This is a genomic window from Streptomyces sp. SudanB25_2051 (genome assembly GCF_964272635.1).
Lineage (GTDB): Bacteria > Actinomycetota > Actinomycetes > Streptomycetales > Streptomycetaceae > Streptomyces.
In genome coordinates this window covers 243873-261698 of record NZ_OZ186787.1, presented here as the reverse complement: position 1 = coordinate 261698, position 17826 = coordinate 243873, and the positions used below count along the sequence as shown (strand labels likewise).

Genomic DNA, 17826 nt, shown 5'->3' with positions numbered 1-17826 from the left:
CCCGGCCCCCGTCACGCCCCGGCCCCCGTCACGTCCGGCCCTGTCACCGTTCCACCCGGTCGAGCCCGCGCCCACGTCACCGTTCCGCACCCGCCACGTCCGCCCTCCCGTCCCGCGGCGACCGCCCGTCACGCCCCGGCCGGTCACCGTGTCGCCCGTCGCCTTCCGCCCCGTCACGCCCCGCCCCCGCCTCCCGCAGCACCGCCACCTCGTACCGCTCCAGCGCCAGGACCCCGTCGACCACGGGCGCCTGGGCGAGCACATCCCGGTACGCCCCCGGCACCGCCACCTCCACCGGCTCCCGCCCGTGGTTCAGCACGAACAGCAGCCCACCGCGCCGCACCGCCTCCACCCCGGCCGGGAGCCCGTCCAGCACCGGCCGCGCGCCCGCCTCGGCGGCGGCCCGGCCCAGCAGCGCCCTCAGGCCCTCCGGGTCGGGCAGCGTCGACACGTACCAGGCGCGGCCGCGCCGCAGCACCGCGGGCAGCCCCGCCAGGTCGCCGTCCCGGTACGCCGCCACGACCCGCGCGTCCCCGGCCTCCAGCTCCTCCGACCACAAGGTGCCGGTGAAGCCGTCGCACGCGACCGTCCCGCCCGGTGCCAGCGGCCACCACTCGTGCAGCGTGCCGATCCCGAGCAGCGCCCGCAGCCGCCCGTCCATGCCGCCCGGCCTGACCCGGTCGTCCCCGTCCGCGACGCCGGTCCAGAAGCCGCACACGAGCGTTCCGCCGCCCTCCGCGTAGGCCACCAGGTTCTCCACCGCCGCGTCCGTGAGGAGGTACAACTGGGGCGCCACCACCATCCGGTAGCCGCTCAGGTCGTGCTCCGGGTGGGCGAACGCCGTCGTGTGGCCGGCCTCCCACAGCGCCCGGTGCCAGGCCCTGACCACCTCCGGATAGGCGACCTCCCGGGAGGGCCGCCCCTCCTGCTCGGCGCCCCACCAGGCGTGCCAGTCGTGCAGCACGGCCACGTCCGCCGCCACCCGCGTGCCCGCCACTTCGGGCCCGAGCAGGGCGAGTTCGGCGCCGATCCGCCGCACCTCCCGGAAGCCGCGGGCGTGCTCCCCGGCGTGCGGCAGCATCGCCGAGTGGAACTTCTCGGCGCCCTGCCGGGACTGCCGCCACTGGAAGTAGCAGACGGCGTCGGCGCCCCGCGCCACGGCCTGCAGCGACAGGAGCCGGTTCAGCCCGGGCGGCTTCGGCCGGTTGACGGGCCGCCAGTTCACCGCGCCGGCGGCCTGCTCCATCACCATCCACGGGCCGCCGCCCGCCTGGGAGCGGGTCATGTCGGCGATCAGCGCGTTGTACTGGCCGCCCAGCGGGTCCTGCGGGTCCGGGTAGACGTCCACGGAGACCACGTCCTCCTCGGCGGCCCACGCCCAGGCGTCCTGCCCCTGCCAGAACGGCATGAAGTTGGTGGTGACCGGGATGTGCGGGGTGTGCCGGGCGACGATGTCCCGCTCGGCCCTGAAGCACTCCAGCAGCGCGTCGGACGTGAAGCGGCGGAAGTCCAGCAGGTGCGCCGGGTTGCGCAGGTACGGGGCGCGGCGCGGCGGGATCACCTCGTCCCACCCGTCGTACCGCTGCGCCCAGAACGCCGTGCCCCACGCCTCGTTGAGCGCGTCCACGGTGCCGTACCGCGCGGTGAGCCAGCGGCGGAAGTGCCGGGCCGTCTCGTCGCACCAGCAGTGGGTGCAGTACTCGTTGTTGACGTGCCACATCGTCAGCGCCGGGTGGCCGGCGTACCGCGCCGCCAGGTCCTCCGTGACGGCCGCCGCGTACGCCCGGTACACCGGGGAACTGGCGCAGAACTGCTGGCGCGAGCCCCACCACAGGGTCCGCCCGTCCTCGTCGCGCGGCAGGGTCCCGGGGTGCCGGGCGCCCATCCACGGCGGCGGGGAGGCGGTCGGCGTGGCCAGCACCGCGCCGACGCCGTGCGCGTGGAGGAGGTCCATCAGCCGGTCCAGCCAGCCGAAGTCCCGCACGCCGGGGCGGGGTTCGAGGCGGGCCCAGGAGAACACCCCGACGGTCACCGAGGTCACCCCGGCGTCCTCCATCAGCCGCATGTCCTCGGCCCAGGTCTCCTCGGGCCACTGCTCCGGGTTGTAGTCGCCGCCGAAGAGGATCCGGCCGCGCGTCGCGTCGCCGAGCGAGGGCATCAGACCGGGTCCCCGTACTGGATGCCGCGTCCGTTCGTCCCGAGGTAGACCCGGCCGTGGACGCGCGGGTCCCCGGTGATCACCTCTCCGGTCCAGCCCCACTGGTGGGCGTCGTCGTTGATCCGCAGCCAGGTGCGGCCGGTGTCGTCGGAGCGGTACACGCCGGTGGTGGTGCCGACGGTCCCGGTCTGGTAGACGGCCGGATAGCCGTCGCCGCCGGGCGCCGCCTTGCCGAAGCCGAGCGCGTACGAGGCGCGGCAGCCGTCCAGGCGGGTGAAGGCGCGGCCTCCGTCGGTGGAGCGGAAGAGGCCCCGCTCCTTGGCCGACAGCCACAGGTCGCCGCTGCGCCCGGGCGCGGCCGCGATCCTGAACTGCGGGTCGCCGGAGGGGAGTCCGCCGGCGGCTGCGGTGAAGGTGGCGCCGCCGTCGGCGCTGGTGTACACGGTGCCGGCGGCCGTGTCGTACGCCCAGAAGCGACGCGGGTCCACCGGGTCCGCGACGGGCGCGGCGCCCTTGGGGAAGGTGGGGACCTCGGCCCAGGTCGCGCCGTTGTCGGTGGAGCGGTGGGCGGCGTACCGGGTGCCGTCCCAGTGGGTGAACGACCACAGCAGGACGCGCCCGTCGGCGCTGACCGCGATCGGTCCCGGCGCGTCCCGGGCGACGGCCGGCTGGGAGGCGAAGGGCGCCCAGGTGCGTCCGCCGTCCGCCGACCAGGCGCCGTTGCCGTGGTCGCCCCAGCCCGCGCGCACCACGTACTGAGGCCGCAGCGGCGCCAGGGCCAGGCCGGTGGCCGTGCCGAAGACCGGGTCGGCGGCCATGCCCCTGGAGGGGGAGGCGGTGAGCCGCTCGTGGTACATCACGCCGATGTCGCCGAGCCCGCTGAGCAGGTGCGCCTCCCCGGACGGCGGCGACACGAGCTGCCGTACGGACGACTCCTCAAGGCCCCGGATCTCCGGCGCCCACCGGCGCAGGTCGCGTGTGCCGTACAGGGTCGCGCCCGTGCCGTACACGAGGTGCCGCGAGTCGAACGGGTCGAGGGCCAGCGCCTGGATCCACCAGCCGAACTTGGGCTGCCCGCCGCCCCACCTCAGGTAGGGCGTCTCGGACACGTCGAGGACGGCCGTGTCCTTCAGGGACGTCCAGGTCCTGCCGCCGTCCGCGGAGTGGAAGAGCGTGTCCACCGCGCCCCAGCGGTTGTTGGTGGAGACGACGACCGTGCCGGTGCGGCGCGGGTCGGTCGCCACCCCGCCGTACCCGAACGTGTCGCCGGGGCCCGGCCTGGCCGGCGTCACATCGGTCCACGCCCCGGTCGCCGTGTCCAGGCGGTGCACCGAGCCGTCCGTCTGGCCGTTGGGTCCCGGGGCGTCGGCGTACGTCACGTACAGGGCGCGGGCGCCGGCGTCGTACGCGGCGCGGACCGGGACCCGCGCCGACGCGCCGCCCGGCCGGCCCGGCACGGGCTCCCAGGCGCCGCCGCCCGTGGTGCGGTACAGGGCGCCGCCGCCGTCGCCCCAGCCCGCGTACACCGTGCGGCCCGCCGCGACGAGCAGGGTCACGCCCTGGCCCGTCGCGGAGGGCGTCGCGGGGAAGGGCGCGGTCGCCCAGGTGGCGCCCCGGTCGCGGGAGACCAGCAGCCCGTCGTGGCGGGTGCCCAGCCACAGCGTGGCGGGGTCGCGCGGGTCGACGAGCAGCCGCTCGCCGGTGCCCCGGCCGTCCTCGTTGGCGCCCAGCTTCACGCCCAGGTCGGTGCGGGCCCAGGTCCGTCCCCGGTCGTCGGAGCGCAGCACGGCGCCGTTGCCCGACCACGGCTGGGTGTACGTGCCGAGCGCCAGGTAGACCCGGTCGGGGTGGGCCGGGTCCACGGCCATCGCCTCGACGCCCAGCAGGTTCCAGTCGTCCCACCCCAGGTGGTCGGTGAGCGGCGTCCAGCGGGCCGCGTGGTCGTCCCACCGGTAGGCGCCGCCGATGTCCGTACGCGCGTAGGCGAGGCCCCGCACCCTCGGGTGGAACAGCACGCCGGTGATGAAGCCGGTGCCGCCGATCACGGCGGTGCGCCAGCGGTACGGCGCGCTGCCCGCCGCCCCGGACGCGGGGGCCGTGCCGGGGGCGGGTGCGCCGGGCGCGGGCGGGGCGGCGGTGGCGCGGGCGGCGGCCGGGAGGGCCGTGAACGCGGCGGCGGTGGCGGCGCCGCCGGCCAGGACGGACCGCCGGGTCAGCGGGGAGGGGCGCATGACGATGCCTCGATTCCTGTGGGGGTGGGGGAGCGGGGGCGGCGCCCCCGTGGGGGCCGGCGGACGGCCGGTCCGGGCTCAGCCCTTCACCGCGCCGGTGAGCATGCCCTTCTTGAAGTGGCGCTGCACGAACGGCGAGGCGACGGCGACCGGCAGCAGCGCCAGCACCATGACGGCCATCTGCACCGAGAGCGGGGAGAGCTGGTTGGTCCTGATCATCTGGCCGAGGCCGGTGGGCGGCTCCTGCTTCTGCACGATCTGGATCATCACGTTCTGCAGCGGCATCATGTCCTGGTCGGTGAGGTAGATGGAGGCGTTGAACCAGGCGCTCCAGTACCCCACCGCGTAGAACAGGGAGATGACGGCGATCACGGCCCGCGACAGCGGCATGACGATCCGCCAGAGGATGCGGAAGTCGCCGGCGCCGTCGATCCGCGCGCTGTCGATCAGCTCCTGCGCGATGTTCATGAAGAACGCCCGCAGCACGAGGATGTTGAAGACGCTCACCGCGCTCGGCAGGATCAGCGCCAGATAGGTGTCAGTCAGCCCCAGCGCCTGGACCAGCAGATACGTCGGGATCAGCCCGGCGCCGAAGAACATCGTCGCCAGCAGCGTCATCAGGATCCAGCGGTGGCCCGTGGACCCGGACCGCGACAGTCCGTAGGCGCACAGCACCGATACGGCCGTGCTGAACAGCGTGCCGACGACCGTCACGCCCAGGCTGACCAGCGCAGCCCGCTGCACCTGCCCGCCGCTCAGCAGCTCCTGGTACGCGACGAAGGTGATGTCCTTCGGGATGACGACGAGACCGCCCGCCTCGGTGATCGTCCGGCGGGATGACAGGCTGGTGACGACCACGATCCACAGCGGGAACAGCACCGCGAGGCAGGCGCCCGTCAGGACGACCCCCTTCGCGGCGAGACCCGCCTTGCGGGGCTCCTCCTCCCACACGGGGCGGGGCGGGGCCGCCCAGCCCTTCGACGGTGACCGCGTCACTTCTTGTACACCCCCTGCTCGCCCATGAGATGGGCGGCCTTGTTCGCGGCGAGGACCAGGCCGAGCCCGACGACCCCCTTGACCAGGCCGGCCGCCGCCGCGTAGCCGAAGTCCTGGTTGCGGATGCCGTTCCACCAGACGTACGTGTCCAGGACCTCGGCCGCGTCCGGTCCCACGGCGTCCCGCTGCAGCAGCAGCTGTTCGAAGCCCACGGTCAGCGCGTCACCGACGCGCAGCACCAGCAGCAGCGCGATCACCGGGCGCAGCGCCGGCAGCGTCACGTGCCACATCCGCCGCCACCGCCCGGCGCCGTCCATGGCGGCCGCCTCGTACAGGTCCTGGCTGACGGCGGACAGCGCGGCGAGGAACACGATGACGCCCCAGCCGGCGTCCTTCCAGACGCCCTCGGCCGTCACCAGGAGCGGGAAGATCCCCGGGTCGGTCATCAGGTCGAAGCCCTCGACGCCGTGCTGCCGCAGCGTCTGCGCGATGATGCCCGCCCCGCCGAAGATCTGCTGGAAGACGGTGACGACCAGCACCCACGAGAAGAAGTGCGGCAGGTACAGGACCGCCTGGGCGACCGCCCGGACACGGGGCCGTACGACGCTGTTGACGAGCAGCGCCAGCAGGATCGGCACGGGGAAGAACAGCACCAGCTGCAACAGGAACAGCACCAGCGTGTTCTCGACCGCCCGCCAGAACGCCGAGTCGGAGAGGATCCGCTCGAAGTTCTCCAGGCCCGTCCACGGGCTCTGCAGGATGGCGGCGAAGCCGTTCTCGCCCAGGTACGGGTCGTAGTCCTGGAACGCGACGACATTGCCCAGCACGGGCACGTAGTGGAAGACCAGGACGAGCAGCACCGCGGGCATCGTCATCAGCAGCAGCGTCCGGTCGCGCCGCAGGCGGACCCGCAGCCGCGCCTTCCGGGGCGCCGGGCCGGGGCCGCGGGACGGCGCCCCCTCCTGAGCGGCGCCGTCCCCGGCGGGCCTCGCGCCCGGTTCCGTACCGGCTCGCGACACGGTTGCCTCCTTGCGTGTCGGCATGGCGACGTGTCGGCCGGTCAGCCGGCGGCGGAGCCGGTGTCGTCCAGGAGCCCCGCGTACCAGTCCCGCAACTCGTCGCCGCCCCGGCTCTTCCACTCCGCGACGGCCTGCTGCACGTCGCCGATCTTCTTGCGGCCGCGCACCACGTCGTCCTCCAGCTGCTCGAAGTCGTCCGCCAGGTTGGTCCAGCGGCTCGGCTCGGTGACGGTCAGCCCGTAGAAGGCGGTCTTCCTGGTGAACGCGCCCATCCGCTGCTGCCATGCGACCTGCGCCCTGACCAGGTCGGGGCGGTCCGGGTGCGCGCTGTACGGGGCGGGGTCGCCCACCAGGTCGAACGCGCCGGTCACCTGGAGGTGGCCCGCGTCGTTCTTGACGGGCATGCCCTTGACGAGCGTGTGGTGGACGCCTTCCACGCCGTAGTCGGTGAGCAGGCGCTCCTTGGTGCCGTAGGGGGCCGCGCAGAAGTTGGCGACGGCGAGGAAGTCCCGGACGACCGCCTCGGGAGCCTCCTTGCTGACGAAGGTGAAGATGTTCGCCGGCTGCTGGGCGAACAGCTTCGGCGCCGACCCGTCGTGGCCGAAGATGTCCATCGCGCCCATCCGGAACCGCGGGTTCTGCGCGGCCTGTTCGACGCTCTTCACGTACCAGTGGGACAGGTCGTTGTTGTAGACGAGGACCTGTCCGGCGGTGAACCGGTTGCCGGAGTCGCCCTGGTTCTGCGCCTTGGCGTCCGGGTGGACGACGTTCGCCGCGTACAGCTTGCGGACCCATTCCAGGGCCTCCAGGTATTCCTCCGTCTCGATCCGGTTGACGAGCCGGCCGTCGACGGTGTCCCACCACAGGGCCTTGTCGCTGCCGGGGAAGACCCCGAAGGCGTGGAACGCGGTCCACTTCATGTCATCGCACGCCCACACCTTCGCCTTGGCGCTGGTGGCCTCCTTCGCCCAGGCGAGGAACTCGTCGGCGCTGCGGGGCACCTGGTAGCCGCGCTGCTCGAAGACGTCCTGCCGGTAGAACGGCGCGATGTTGACGACGTACGACGCGGGCATCGGGATGCCGCGCAGCGCGCCGCCGAAGATGGCGCGCTGCCAGGCGTCCGTGGGGACCGCCGCCAGGTTCGGGTACTGCTTCACCTTGTCGCCCGACAGGTACGGGCCGAGGTCGGCGAACTTGGCGTTGACCGCGCTGGGGATCCTGCCCGTGAGGTTCCAGCCGGGTACCACCACCACGTCCGGTATCCCGCTGGAGGCGAGGACGGCGCCGAGCTTCTCGTCGTACGTGTTGCCGTCCTGGTTCTGCCAGCGCGTGCGCACCCCGATCGCCTCGTCCATCGCCCGGTACCAGGCGTTGTCGCTCCTGGGCGGCGCGCCCCACATCGGCGCCATGATCCTCACCGTGCCGCCCTTGCCGAGCCGCGCGGGCACGGAGGTCTTCAGCCGGGCCGCCGCGATCGCGGTGGTGAACCCGGCCGACGAGCCGTTCTTCGCGGGGATGTCCGGCGTGACGATGTCCTGCGGCACGTACGCCGGGAGGATCCCGGCGGCCGCCTTGCCCGTGGTGGCGCCGTCCTTCCGCGCGCTCTGCCCGCCCCCGCCGCACGCGGCCAGCAGCGGAACGCCGCCCGCCACCGCTGCCGCGGCGACCGCCGTCGAGGCCAGGAAGCTCCGCCGGCTGGACCCGGAGGGGCGGGGTGAGGGGGAGTTCGGCGTCATTGCGTCAACCCTTCGTGGCGCGCCGGGACACCCGGCGGCGTCCGCCGGCCGGCTGCGGTTTCAGAGACGGGACGTGCGGAACCGACTTGGAGGTCCGAAGCGGCCACCGGCACAGCCGTCCCCGGCCGCGCCACGGTGTCGAAGCGCTTCGATGTTGCTGCGAGGCTAAGTGAACGCCCCCGGCCGCACAAGGGTCGTCGACGAGATTCCCCCAGCCCGCCCGCGGCCGTGAAGGCCCTTGCAGGACCAGCCCGCACGGGAGGGGGTGGCGTCCCACGTCTTGACACCCCCACTGCCGCCGAACGAGCATCGAAGCGCTTCGAAAGCCTGCCTCCCGCACATCCGCAAGGGGACCCACGTGACCGCAGACCGGCCGCCCTTCCGCGACCCGCAGCTGCCGTTCGCCCAGCGCGTCGACGACCTGCTCGGGCGGCTCACGCCCGACGAGCGCATCGCGCTGCTCCACCAGTTCGCGCCCCCCGTGGAACGCCTCGGCGTGGCCGCGTTCCGCACCGGACAGGAGGCCCTGCACGGCGTCGCCTGGATGGGGCGGGCCACCGTCTTCCCGCAGGCCGTCGGCCTCGGCGCCACCTGGAACGACGACCTGGTCCGGCGCGTCGGCGAGGCCGTCTCCCGGGAGGCGCGCGCCATGCGCGCCCGCGACGGGCGCGTCGGGCTCAACGTCTGGGCCCCCACCGTCAACCTCCTGCGCCACCCCCTGTGGGGCCGCGGCGAGGAGGGCTACTCCGAGGACCCCGCCCTCACCGCGGCCCTCGCCACCGCCTACACCCGCGGTCTGCGCGGCGACCACCCGGCGTACTGGCGCACCGCCCCGGTCCTCAAGCACTGGCTCGCCCACAACAACGAGACCGACCGCGACACCAGCTCCGCCTCCGTACGCCCCCGCGTCCTGCACGAGTACGACCTGCGGGCCTTCCGCGGCCCCGTCGAGGCGGGAGCCGTCGCCGGCGTCATGCCCGCCTACAACCTGGTCAACGGCCGCCCCAACCACCTCTCCCCGCAGCTGCGCACCCACGCGCGCACCTGGACCGACCAGCCGCTCCTGGTCTGCTCCGACGCCGGCGCGCCCAGCAACCTCGCCGACTCGCAGGGGTACTTCGCCACCCACGAGGAGGCCACCGCGGCCGCCCTGCGGGCCGGCGTCGACAGCTTCACCGACCACGGCACCGACAGCTCCACCATCACCGCCCGGGTGCGCGGCGCCCTGGACCGCGGCCTGATCGACCCCTCCGACATCGACACCGCCGTACGCCGCCACCTCCACGTCCGCTTCCGGCTCGGCGAGTTCGACCCGGAGCTCGACCCCCACGCCGGCACCGGCGCCTTCGACACCCCCGGGCACCGCGCCCTCGCCCTGGAGGCCGCCGAACAGGCCGTCGTCCTCCTCGCCAACGACGGCCTGCTGCCCCTGGACCCGGCCGCCGGGCAGCGCGTCGCCGTCGTCGGACCGCTCGCCGACACATGCAAGCTCGACTGGTACAGCGGCAGCCTCCTCCACCGCGCCACCCCCCTGGACGGCCTGCGGGAGCGCTTCGGCGCCGACCGCGTCACCCACGCCGAGGGCGCCGACCTGGTCCGGCTGCGCTGCGCCGGCGGGGCCCTGCGAGTCCCGGAGGCGCCGCACGGCGCCACCGCGGCCGCTCCCGGGGCCGAGGGCGCCCTCGATCCGGCGCTGATCGCAGGACGCACCGACCTGCCGCCGCTCACCACCGACGACGAGGGCACCGTGTTCGCCCTCACCGACTGGGGCGGCGGTGTCCTCACCCTCCGCGCGCCCGACGGGCGCCACCTGTCCGTCGCCGACGACCGCCGCGTACGGGCCTCCGCCGACGAGCCCGGCGGCTGGGTCGTCCAGGAGACGTTCCGGCTCGAACCGCACGGCGACGGCCACCTCCTACGCCACATCGGAACGGGGGGTCACCTCTCCGTCGCCGCCGACGGCGTGAAGGTTGCCGCCGACGGTGAGGACGCCCCCGCCGTCCTCACCGTCGAGACCGTCCGCCGCGGCGTGGACGAGGTCACGGCCGCCGCCGAGGCCGCCGACGTGGTGGTCGTCGTCGCCGGAAACGACCCGCACATCAACGGCCGCGAGACCGAGGACCGCACCACCCTCGCCCTGCCCGAGGCCCAGGACCGCGTCTGGCGCGCCGCCCGCGCCGCCAACCCGCGCACCGTCCTGGTCCTCGCCTCCTCCTACCCCTACGCCGTCCCCGAGGCCGCCGCCGCACTGCCCGCCCTGCTGTGGACCGCCCACGGCGGACAGGCCGCCGGCACCGCCCTGGCCCGCGTCCTCGCCGGGGACGTCTCCCCGGCCGGCCGGCTGCCGCAGACCTGGTACGCCTCCGACGCCGACCTGCCCGGCCTGCTCGACTACGACGTGATCGGCTCCCGGCAGACGTACCTCTACTTCGACGGGCGCCCGCTCTTCCCCTTCGGCCAGGGCCTGACGTACACGGAGTTCTCCTACCGGGACCTCGCCGTCGAACGGCGGGGCGACACGGTCCACGTCGCGTTCACCGTCGCCAACACCGGCCCGGCCGCCTCCGACGAGGTCGCCCAGGTGTACGTCCGGGCGCTCGCCCCGTCCGTGCCGCGCCCCCACCGCGAACTGGCCGCCCACCGCCGCGTCCACCTGGCACCGGGGGAGGAGCGGCGCCTCGCCTTCGCCGTCCCGCTGTCCGCGCTCGGCTTCTGGGACGTGGCCCACGGGCGCTGGACGGTGGAGCCGGGCCCGTACGCCTTCCTCGCGGGCGCCTCCAGCGCCGACATCCGCCTGGAGGGCCGGATCGCCGTCGAGGGCCCGCCGCCCGCGCCCCGCCCCGTACGCGAACGCGGCCTCGCCGCCGCCGACTACGACGAGCAGCGCGGCACCGTCCTCGCCGACCGCACCAAGGAGTCCGGCGACTGCGTCACCCCGGCGGGCGCAGGTCCCGGCGAACTGCGCTACCGGCGCTGCGACTTCGGCCACGGCGTCGACGCGGCCACCCTGGAGGTCGCCGGCACCGGCACGGTCACCCTCGCCCTCGCCGACGGCACCGTCCTCGCCCGTGTCGACGCCGAGGTCCCCGACCCCCCGTACACCTACGCCTCCCTGCGCACCCCGCTCACCGCCGGCGGCGTCCAGGACCTCCACATCACCCTGCGGGGCGAAATCCGCCTGGCCGCCCTCCACTTCACCCCCGCGCCCGCGTGACCCGCGCGGCGCCACCGCCCCTCGTGCCGCCCCGGCCGCGGCGCGAGGGGCGCACGTCCGCGCGGGGAACGGGCTTGCTACGATCGCCCGCCGTCTCGATGCCGCCCCGCCGGGCGCACTCGAGGGGAGCACCGACAGCGAGACCACCGACGCACGAAGCAGCGCCACGCCGCGCAGGGGAGAGGCCGCCCGTGGGCACATCCACCGATGACGCCACCACGGAGTTCCACGAGTTCTTCGAGCGCCACTACGCCGAACTCGCCCGCCTGGCCCACCTCCTCACCGGCGAGGCCGACGCCGCCGACGACCTCGCCGCCGACGCGCTCCTCGCCCTGTGGCACCGCTGGGACCGGGTCCGCGCCGCCCAGCACCCCGTCGCCTACGCCCGCGGCGTCGTCGCCAACCTGGCCCGCAGCCGCGTCCGCAGCGCCGTACGGGAACGCCGCCGCGTCGCCCTGTTCTGGTCGCAGCGCTCCGAGCACGCCGACGGGCCGGACGTGCCGGCCGTCGTCGACGTGCGGGACGCCCTGCGCCGCCTGCCGTTCCGCAAACGGGCCTGCGTCGTGCTGCGCCACGCCTTCGACCTGTCCGAGCGGGAGACGGCTCTCACCCTCGGCGTGTCCGTGGGTACGGTGAAGAGCCAGACATCCAAGGCCATGGCGCAGCTGCAGCAGCTGCTCGGGACCCGCGCCGCGTCGGAGCTGGTCGGAGGAAGGAAGTAGTGGACGACTTGCAGCGAGCGCTCCGGGACGCCGCCCGGACGCACGAGCCCGACCGCGCGCGCATCCTCGCACGCGTGGAGCGCGGCATGGCCGAGCAGGCGACCGCCCCCCGGCGCCGCCCCCCGCGCGCGGCCCTGCCGCCCGCCCGCCGCTGGCCGCGCGTCGCCCTCGCCACCGCGGCCGTCGCCGGCGTCCTCGCGGTCGGCGGCTTCGGCGCGCGGGCCGTCCTCCACGACGACGCCCCGGCGCCCGCGCGGGTCGCCGACCCGCCGCCGCCCACCGTCACCCCGGCCCCGACCAGCGCCGTCGCCGGCTTCCTGCGCGGCCACAGCGCCGTCGACCCGAACAGCAACCGATTCTGGGCCCAGTCGAACATCACCTTCAGCACCGCCACGCCCCTCACCGCCCTCACCGTCGAACTGCGGGTCGCCCAGACCGGGGGCGTCGCCGACACGGGGAACTGGCGCACCCTGCCCGCCGGGCACTTCACGGTCGTGGTGCGCGAGGAGTCCGGCGTCCTGGTCTACACCTGGACGCTGCGCGAGGGCCGTACCGTCCCCGCCGGGCAGCACGTCTTCGCGGGCCAGTACAACCACGCCGAGGGCGGCCGGGACGCGCGGGGCGACCGCTTCACCGTCACCGCGACCGGGCGGGACGGGCGGCGCGCCACCCTCACCGGAGGGTTCGCCGCCGGGCCGGTGGCGGCCGGGACCGGTGCCGCCACGACCGGTGCCGCCGCTCCCGCAGCGGGGGGAAGCGGAGCCGCCTCTTCCTTCTGAGGTCGCGTGACCGCCGGCCGGCGGCGAGAATGGCCAGTGCCGGACGAACAAGGAGGCGGCATGACCGAAGAACCCGAAACGAGCTCCCGCCGGGGGGGTGGCGTCACCCCCGACTCCCTCCTGCACAGCGGCGCCGAAGGCGAGTTCACCGCCGAGGACCTGGTCCTCGCCTCCGGGCGCGATGTGAACCCCGAGAACATCGCCTGGGCCGAGCGCAGGATGGCCGAAAAGGGCAGGGCGGCCCTCGACGAACTCCTGCCCTGACCGACCGACCCACCCCTCAAGGGCCCCGCCGCCACCGCGACGGGGCCCTTCCCCTGTTCGCCGACGGGGCCCTTCCCGTGCTTCCGCAGACCGGTGAGACCGGTGCGACGCCTGCGCGGGGCCGGTGCGCCTCCGGGCCGCCGGCGGGCGCCCCGCTCGCGGCCGCGGGCGCACCGGCCCCGCACCGCCGCGGCCCGGTCCAACGGCTCCGCGTAGTCCGGTCCTACGGCTCCGAGTCCGGTCGGCCGGCTCCGATCCGGTCCTGCGGCTCCGAGTCCGATCCGGCCCTACGACTCCGCGTCCGCGCCCCCGTCCGCGTCCTCCACCGGCTCCCGTTCCAGCGGCCGCGTCGCCGGGCCCTCCACGACGCGCCCCTCGACGTCGAACCGCGACCCGTGGCACGGGCACTCCCACGCCCGCTCACCGTCGTTGAAGTGCACCACGCACCCCAGATGCGTACAGCGCGCCGACACCGCGTGGAGCGCCCCCGCGTCGTCCCGGTGCACCGCGAGCAGCCGCCCGCCGACCCGCACCACGGCGCCCTCGCCGGGCCGCACATCCGCGACCGAGTCGGCGTACGCGCCCGGCGCCCGGTCGCCCACGAAGTGCTTCGCCACCTGCGCCTGCAGCCGCAGCATCGCCGGCACCTCGCGCAGCGGCCGCAGCCGCACCGGGTCGTACAGCGACGTCCAGGCCGGGTCCCTGCCGCTGATCCGCGCGGCCAGCAGCGAGCCCGCCATCACGCCGCCGCTCATGCCCCAGCCGGCGAACCCGGTCGCCACGTACACGTGCCGCGACCCGGCGTGCAGGCGCCCCACGTACGGCACCCGGTCCGTCGTCCAGTTGTCCTGCGCCGCCCACCGGTGCGTGACCTCCAGCGGCCCGAACCGCTCCCGCGCCCACGCCTCGAGACGCGCGTACCGCTCGCCGACCTCGCCGTCCTCCGCCGTGCCGGGAGTGAACTTCTCGCCGGTCACGATCAGCATCCGCCGTCCGTCCTCGCCCATGGGCGCGGTCCGCACCGACCGCGTGCCGCCGTCCGACGTCAGGAACATCCCGCCCGGGTCGAGGTCCGCCGGGACCGGCCCCGCCACGACCAGCTCCCGTTTCGGCTCCAGACGCGTGAACAGCAGCGCCCGGTCGAAGACCGGATAGTGCGTGGCCACCACCACGTGCCGGGCGTCCACCGTGTCGCCGCGCTCGGTCGTCAGCCGGCACGGCGTGCCCTCCCGCAGCCGCGTCACCCGCGTCCGCTCGTATATCCGGCCGCCGAGCCGCTCCAGATCCGCCGCGAGCGCCAGCAGGAACTTGCGCGGATGGAACTGCGCCTGGCCCTCCAGCCGGACCGCGCCCGCCACCGGGAACGGCAGCGGCGTGCTCGTCACGAACGAGGCGGGCAGCCCGGCCTCCAGCGCCGCGTCCGCCTCCGCCCGCAGCGACTCCACCTGCTCCGGGTCCTCCGTGTACGTGTACGCGGGCAGCCGCTCCAGGTCGCAGTCGACGCCCAGCTCCCCGGCGATCTCCGCGACCCGCTCGACGGCCAGCTGCTGCGAGTGCGCGTACAGCCGCGCCGCCCGCGCCCCGTGCGTCGACCGCACGTCCGCGTACACCTGCCCGTGCAGGGCCGACAGCTTCGCCGTGGTGTGCCCGGTCACGCCCGTCGCGACGCGGTCCGCCTCCAGCAGCACCACCCGCAGCCCCGCCCGCGCCAGCTCCCACGCCGTGCACAGCCCGGCGATGCCGCCGCCGACGACGGCCACCTCCGTCTCGGCCGAGCCGACCAGGGCGGGCCGCGCCGGGCCGGGCGCGTACTCCATCCACAGCGAACCGGACAGCGGGTCGACGACCATGGGCACACTCCTCCTCCGCACGATTCCGCACGACTGCGCGGCCGGGCCGCGCCGGGCGGCCCGCGCAGGTCCGGGTGCCCGGACAGGGCGCATGAAACCCCGCGGACTGCGCACTCGTATGCCATGACCCAGCACATCAACCCCTCCGACCCGGACCCCGACCGCCCGCGGCTGGACTCCAGCGGCCTCACCACCCCCGGCGAGACCCCGCCGGGAGAGGGCGGCCTGTCCGGCGCCGGCCCGCGCGAAACCCACAACCCGCCCACGGGCTGGGCCAAGGCCCCCCTCACGATGATCCTGGTCGTGGTCGTCCTGGTGGCCGCCCTCTTCGCCGTCATGGCCGTCGTCATCGCCACCTGACCGCGCGGCCCCGCACCCGCACCGCCCCGTACAAACTCCGCAGACAGGGCGCCATACTGGACGGGCCGGGGAGGCACAGGGAACGACGGGGGCGACACCACGCGATGGCGGAGACCAGGCTCATCCACGGCCGCTACCGGCTGCTGGAGGTGATCGGGCGCGGCGGCATGGGCGAGGTCTGGCGCGCCACCGACGAGTCGCTCGGCCGCCGGGTCGCCGTCAAGTGCCTCAAACCGCTGGGCCCGCGCCACGACGACGGGTTCGTCACGGTGCTGCGCGAGCGGTTCCGGCGCGAGGCGCGCGTCGCCGCCGCGCTCCAGCACCGCGGCGTGACCGTCGTCCACGACTTCGGCGAGGCGGACGGCACGCTGTTCCTGGTCATGGAGCTGCTGGAGGGCCGCAACCTCAGCCAGCTGCTGGGCGACAACGCCCACCGGCCGCTGCCGGTGCACGACGTGGTCGACATCGCCGAGCAGGTCGCGGACGCCCTCGCCTACACCCACCGACAGGGCATCGTCCACCGCGACCTGAAGCCGGCGAACATCATGCGCCTCGCCGACGGCACGGTGAAGATATGCGACTTCGGCATCGCCCGCCTCGGCGACGGCATCGGCGCCTCCTCCCGCCTCACCGGCACCGGCATCGCCATGGGCACCCCGCACTACATGTCGCCCGAGCAGATCGGCGGCGGCGAGGTGGACCACCGCAGCGACCTGTACTCCCTGGGCTGCGTCCTGTACGAGATCGCCACCGGCGCCCCGCCGTTCGACCAGGACGACACCTGGGCGATCCTGATCGGCCACCGCGACACCCCGCCCGAGCCCCTCCGCAAGCGCCGCGCCGACCTGCCGCCGCTGTTCGAGCGGATCGTGCTGGACCTGCTCGCCAAGGCCCCCGAGGCCCGCCCCGCCGACGCGGGCGACCTGCGCCGCCGCATCACCGGCAGCCGCGCCGCCCTGCCCGCGCCCCCGCCCGGGTACCTTCCGCACCCGCAGGTCCCCGTACACGCGGCCCCGGCCGTCCCCGCGCCCCGGCTTCCGCACTGGACCGGCTCCATGACGCTCGGCCGCCCGTCGGTCCTGGTGACCGCGCCGCACGCCGCGCCGCCGTGGGAGGACCCGGCCGCGTCGCTCACCGGCCACTGGACCACGGCCACCGCCGCGCCGCCGCGTTCGCCCGTCCCGCCCGCCCCCGCCGTGCCGCCCGCGCCCGCCCCGGGCCCCCTCGCCCCGGCCGGCTTCCCCGCCGTGCCCCCGCCGGACCTGCTCGGCGTGCTGGCCGGGCGCCACAGCGCGGGCCTCAGCCTGGGCCGCCTGGGCCGCTGGGAGGAGGCCGCCGAGGCGCACCAGGCCGTCGCCGCCGAGCGGGAGCGGGTGCTGGGACCCGACCATCCCGACACCCTCACCAGCCGCTACGAGCAGGCCTTCGCCCTCGTCCGCGCCGGCCGGCCCGCCGACGCCCTGCGCGCCTTCGGCCGGGTCGCCGACGGCCGCGCCCGCGTCCTGGGCGCCGACCACCCCGACACGCTCAGGGCGCGGCAGGAGACCGCGTACGCCCTGGGGCGGCTCGGCCGGCACGCCGACGCGCACCGCGTGTACGCCGAGGTCCTCGAAGCCCGCGAGCGCGTGATGGGCGCCGAGCACCCCGACACGCTGCGCTGCCGCCACAACCTGGCGTTCACGCTCGGCCGGCTCGGCCGCCTGGAGGAGTCGTACCGCATGGCGTACGAGGTGGCCGCCGCGCGCGCCCGCGTGCTCGGGCCGGACCACCCGGACACGCTCGGCACGCGGTACGAGACGGCCCACACCCTGGGCCGGCTGGGCCGCTGGGCCGACGCGCTCGGCACGTACGAGCAGGTGGCCGCCGCCCGCGCCCGCGTGCTCGGGCCCGACCACCCCGACACGCTCGCCGCCCGCTACGAGGCCGGTGTCTGCCTGGGCCGCCTGGGGCGCGGCCGGGAGGCGCTGGAGCTGTACCGCGACCTGGTGGCGGCCCGCACCCGCGCGCAGGGCGCCGACGACCCGGAGACCCTGCGGGCCCGGCACGGGCTGGGCGTCAACCTGGGGCGGCTCGGCCGCTGGGAGGAGGCGCTCGCCGAGGCCCGGGAGGTCGCCGCAGCGCGCGCCCGCGTGCTGGGCCCCGACCACCCGGACACGCTGGTCAGCTGCCGGGAGGCGGCCGTGTGCCTGGGCTGGCTGGGACGCTGGTCCGAGGCGCTCGACGGGTACCGGCGGGTCGCCGAGGGCCGGGAGCGGGCCTTCGGGCCCGACCACCCGGACACACTGGCGAGCCGCAACGACGAGGCCCAGTGCCTGGAGCGGCTGGGCCGCCACGCGGAGGCCGTCGAGCTGTACCGGCGCGTCGCCGCGGTCACCCGCCGGCCCGCCACCGGCTGACGGCCCCGCCGCCGCCCGTCCCCCGGCGCGGGGCCGGTGACGTACGGTCAGGACCCGGACAGCGGTCCGGGCGGGCACCCGCACCGGGTGCCCGCCCGAAA

General features: G+C 75.5%; 12 protein-coding genes. 6 read left to right on the top strand and 6 right to left on the bottom strand.

The window, feature by feature from the left end; all coding sequences use genetic code 11:
- Positions 1 to 76: 76 nt before the first annotated feature.
- The 5 genes from ACSUPT_RS01185 to ACSUPT_RS01165 all read right to left on the bottom strand — a co-directional run bounded on the left by ACSUPT_RS01185 (position 77) and on the right by ACSUPT_RS01165 (position 8140).
- Positions 77 to 2158: a beta-galactosidase gene (locus tag ACSUPT_RS01185; RefSeq protein WP_436943229.1), complete on the bottom strand. Its 2082-nt coding sequence runs from the start codon at positions 2156 to 2158 to the stop codon at positions 77 to 79.
- On the bottom strand, positions 2158 to 4389 hold the full coding sequence (locus tag ACSUPT_RS01180; protein ID WP_436943227.1) for a WD40/YVTN/BNR-like repeat-containing protein: 2232 nt from the start codon (positions 4387 to 4389) through the stop codon (positions 2158 to 2160). Before ACSUPT_RS01180 ends, ACSUPT_RS01185 begins: the two co-directional genes overlap by 1 nt.
- 78 nt (positions 4390 to 4467) lie before the next feature.
- Positions 4468 to 5385: a carbohydrate ABC transporter permease gene (locus ACSUPT_RS01175; protein ID WP_361660747.1), complete on the bottom strand. Its 918-nt coding sequence runs from the start codon at positions 5383 to 5385 to the stop codon at positions 4468 to 4470.
- Positions 5382 to 6428: an ABC transporter permease gene (locus tag ACSUPT_RS01170; protein WP_399218114.1), complete on the bottom strand. Its 1047-nt coding sequence runs from the start codon at positions 6426 to 6428 to the stop codon at positions 5382 to 5384. The genes ACSUPT_RS01175 and ACSUPT_RS01170 overlap by 4 nt, the downstream gene beginning before the upstream one ends.
- A gap of 17 nt (positions 6429 to 6445) precedes the next feature.
- Positions 6446 to 8140, bottom strand: coding sequence for an extracellular solute-binding protein (locus tag ACSUPT_RS01165; protein ID WP_361660751.1), 1695 nt, complete (start codon positions 8138 to 8140; stop codon positions 6446 to 6448).
- Positions 8141 to 8498: 358 nt separating this feature from the next.
- On the opposite strand from ACSUPT_RS01165, the gene ACSUPT_RS01160 reads away from it, so the two are divergent.
- From ACSUPT_RS01160 to ACSUPT_RS01145, 4 genes are all read left to right on the top strand, one after another.
- Positions 8499 to 11354 (top strand): glycoside hydrolase family 3 C-terminal domain-containing protein, encoded by a 2856-nt coding sequence (locus ACSUPT_RS01160; RefSeq protein WP_436943225.1) that lies wholly within the window; start codon positions 8499 to 8501, stop codon positions 11352 to 11354.
- 191 nt (positions 11355 to 11545) lie between these two features.
- The gene (locus ACSUPT_RS01155) at positions 11546 to 12076 is read left to right on the top strand and encodes a SigE family RNA polymerase sigma factor (protein WP_361660757.1); all 531 of its coding nucleotides are present in this window, start codon (positions 11546 to 11548) and stop codon (positions 12074 to 12076) included.
- The gene (locus tag ACSUPT_RS01150) at positions 12076 to 12855 is read left to right on the top strand and encodes a hypothetical protein (RefSeq protein WP_436943223.1); all 780 of its coding nucleotides are present in this window, start codon (positions 12076 to 12078) and stop codon (positions 12853 to 12855) included. Before ACSUPT_RS01155 ends, ACSUPT_RS01150 begins: the two co-directional genes overlap by 1 nt.
- A gap of 60 nt (positions 12856 to 12915) precedes the next feature.
- Positions 12916 to 13119: a hypothetical protein gene (locus ACSUPT_RS01145; RefSeq protein ID WP_351967980.1), complete on the top strand. Its 204-nt coding sequence runs from the start codon at positions 12916 to 12918 to the stop codon at positions 13117 to 13119.
- Between the two features lie 287 nt (positions 13120 to 13406).
- Here the strand turns inward: ACSUPT_RS01145 and ACSUPT_RS01140 are convergent, their stop codons facing one another.
- A complete protein-coding gene (locus tag ACSUPT_RS01140; protein WP_361660763.1) occupies positions 13407 to 14969 on the bottom strand; it encodes an FAD-dependent oxidoreductase in 1563 nt (520 codons plus the stop codon).
- 123 nt (positions 14970 to 15092) lie between these two features.
- Here ACSUPT_RS01140 and ACSUPT_RS01135 point away from each other — a divergent pair, with 123 nt between their 5' ends.
- Complete coding sequence (locus ACSUPT_RS01135; protein WP_351967978.1) at positions 15093 to 15329, top strand: DUF6480 family protein; 237 nt, start codon at positions 15093 to 15095, stop codon at positions 15327 to 15329.
- Positions 15330 to 15433: 104 nt separating this feature from the next.
- On the top strand, positions 15434 to 17725 hold the full coding sequence (locus ACSUPT_RS01130) for a tetratricopeptide repeat protein (RefSeq protein ID WP_436943221.1): 2292 nt from the start codon (positions 15434 to 15436) through the stop codon (positions 17723 to 17725).
- The last annotated feature ends 101 nt before the right edge of the window (positions 17726 to 17826 follow it).

What these genes read in the sequence shown, in the direction of transcription:
- ACSUPT_RS01180 (WP_436943227.1), bottom strand. Translation starts at nt 4,389, where the DNA reads ATGCGCCCCTCCCCGCTGACCCGGCGGTCCGTCCTGGCCGGCGGCGCC.
- ACSUPT_RS01135 (WP_351967978.1), top strand. Translation starts at nt 15,093, where the DNA reads ATGACCCAGCACATCAACCCCTCCGACCCGGACCCCGACCGCCCGCGG.
- ACSUPT_RS01140 (WP_361660763.1), bottom strand. Translation starts at nt 14,969, where the DNA reads ATGGTCGTCGACCCGCTGTCCGGTTCGCTGTGGATGGAGTACGCGCCC.
- ACSUPT_RS01185 (WP_436943229.1), bottom strand. Translation starts at nt 2,158, where the DNA reads ATGCCCTCGCTCGGCGACGCGACGCGCGGCCGGATCCTCTTCGGCGGC.
- ACSUPT_RS01165 (WP_361660751.1), bottom strand. Translation starts at nt 8,140, where the DNA reads ATGACGCCGAACTCCCCCTCACCCCGCCCCTCCGGGTCCAGCCGGCGG.
- ACSUPT_RS01145 (WP_351967980.1), top strand. Translation starts at nt 12,916, where the DNA reads ATGACCGAAGAACCCGAAACGAGCTCCCGCCGGGGGGGTGGCGTCACC.
- ACSUPT_RS01130 (WP_436943221.1), top strand. Translation starts at nt 15,434, where the DNA reads ATGGCGGAGACCAGGCTCATCCACGGCCGCTACCGGCTGCTGGAGGTG.
- ACSUPT_RS01170 (WP_399218114.1), bottom strand. Translation starts at nt 6,428, where the DNA reads ATGCCGACACGCAAGGAGGCAACCGTGTCGCGAGCCGGTACGGAACCG.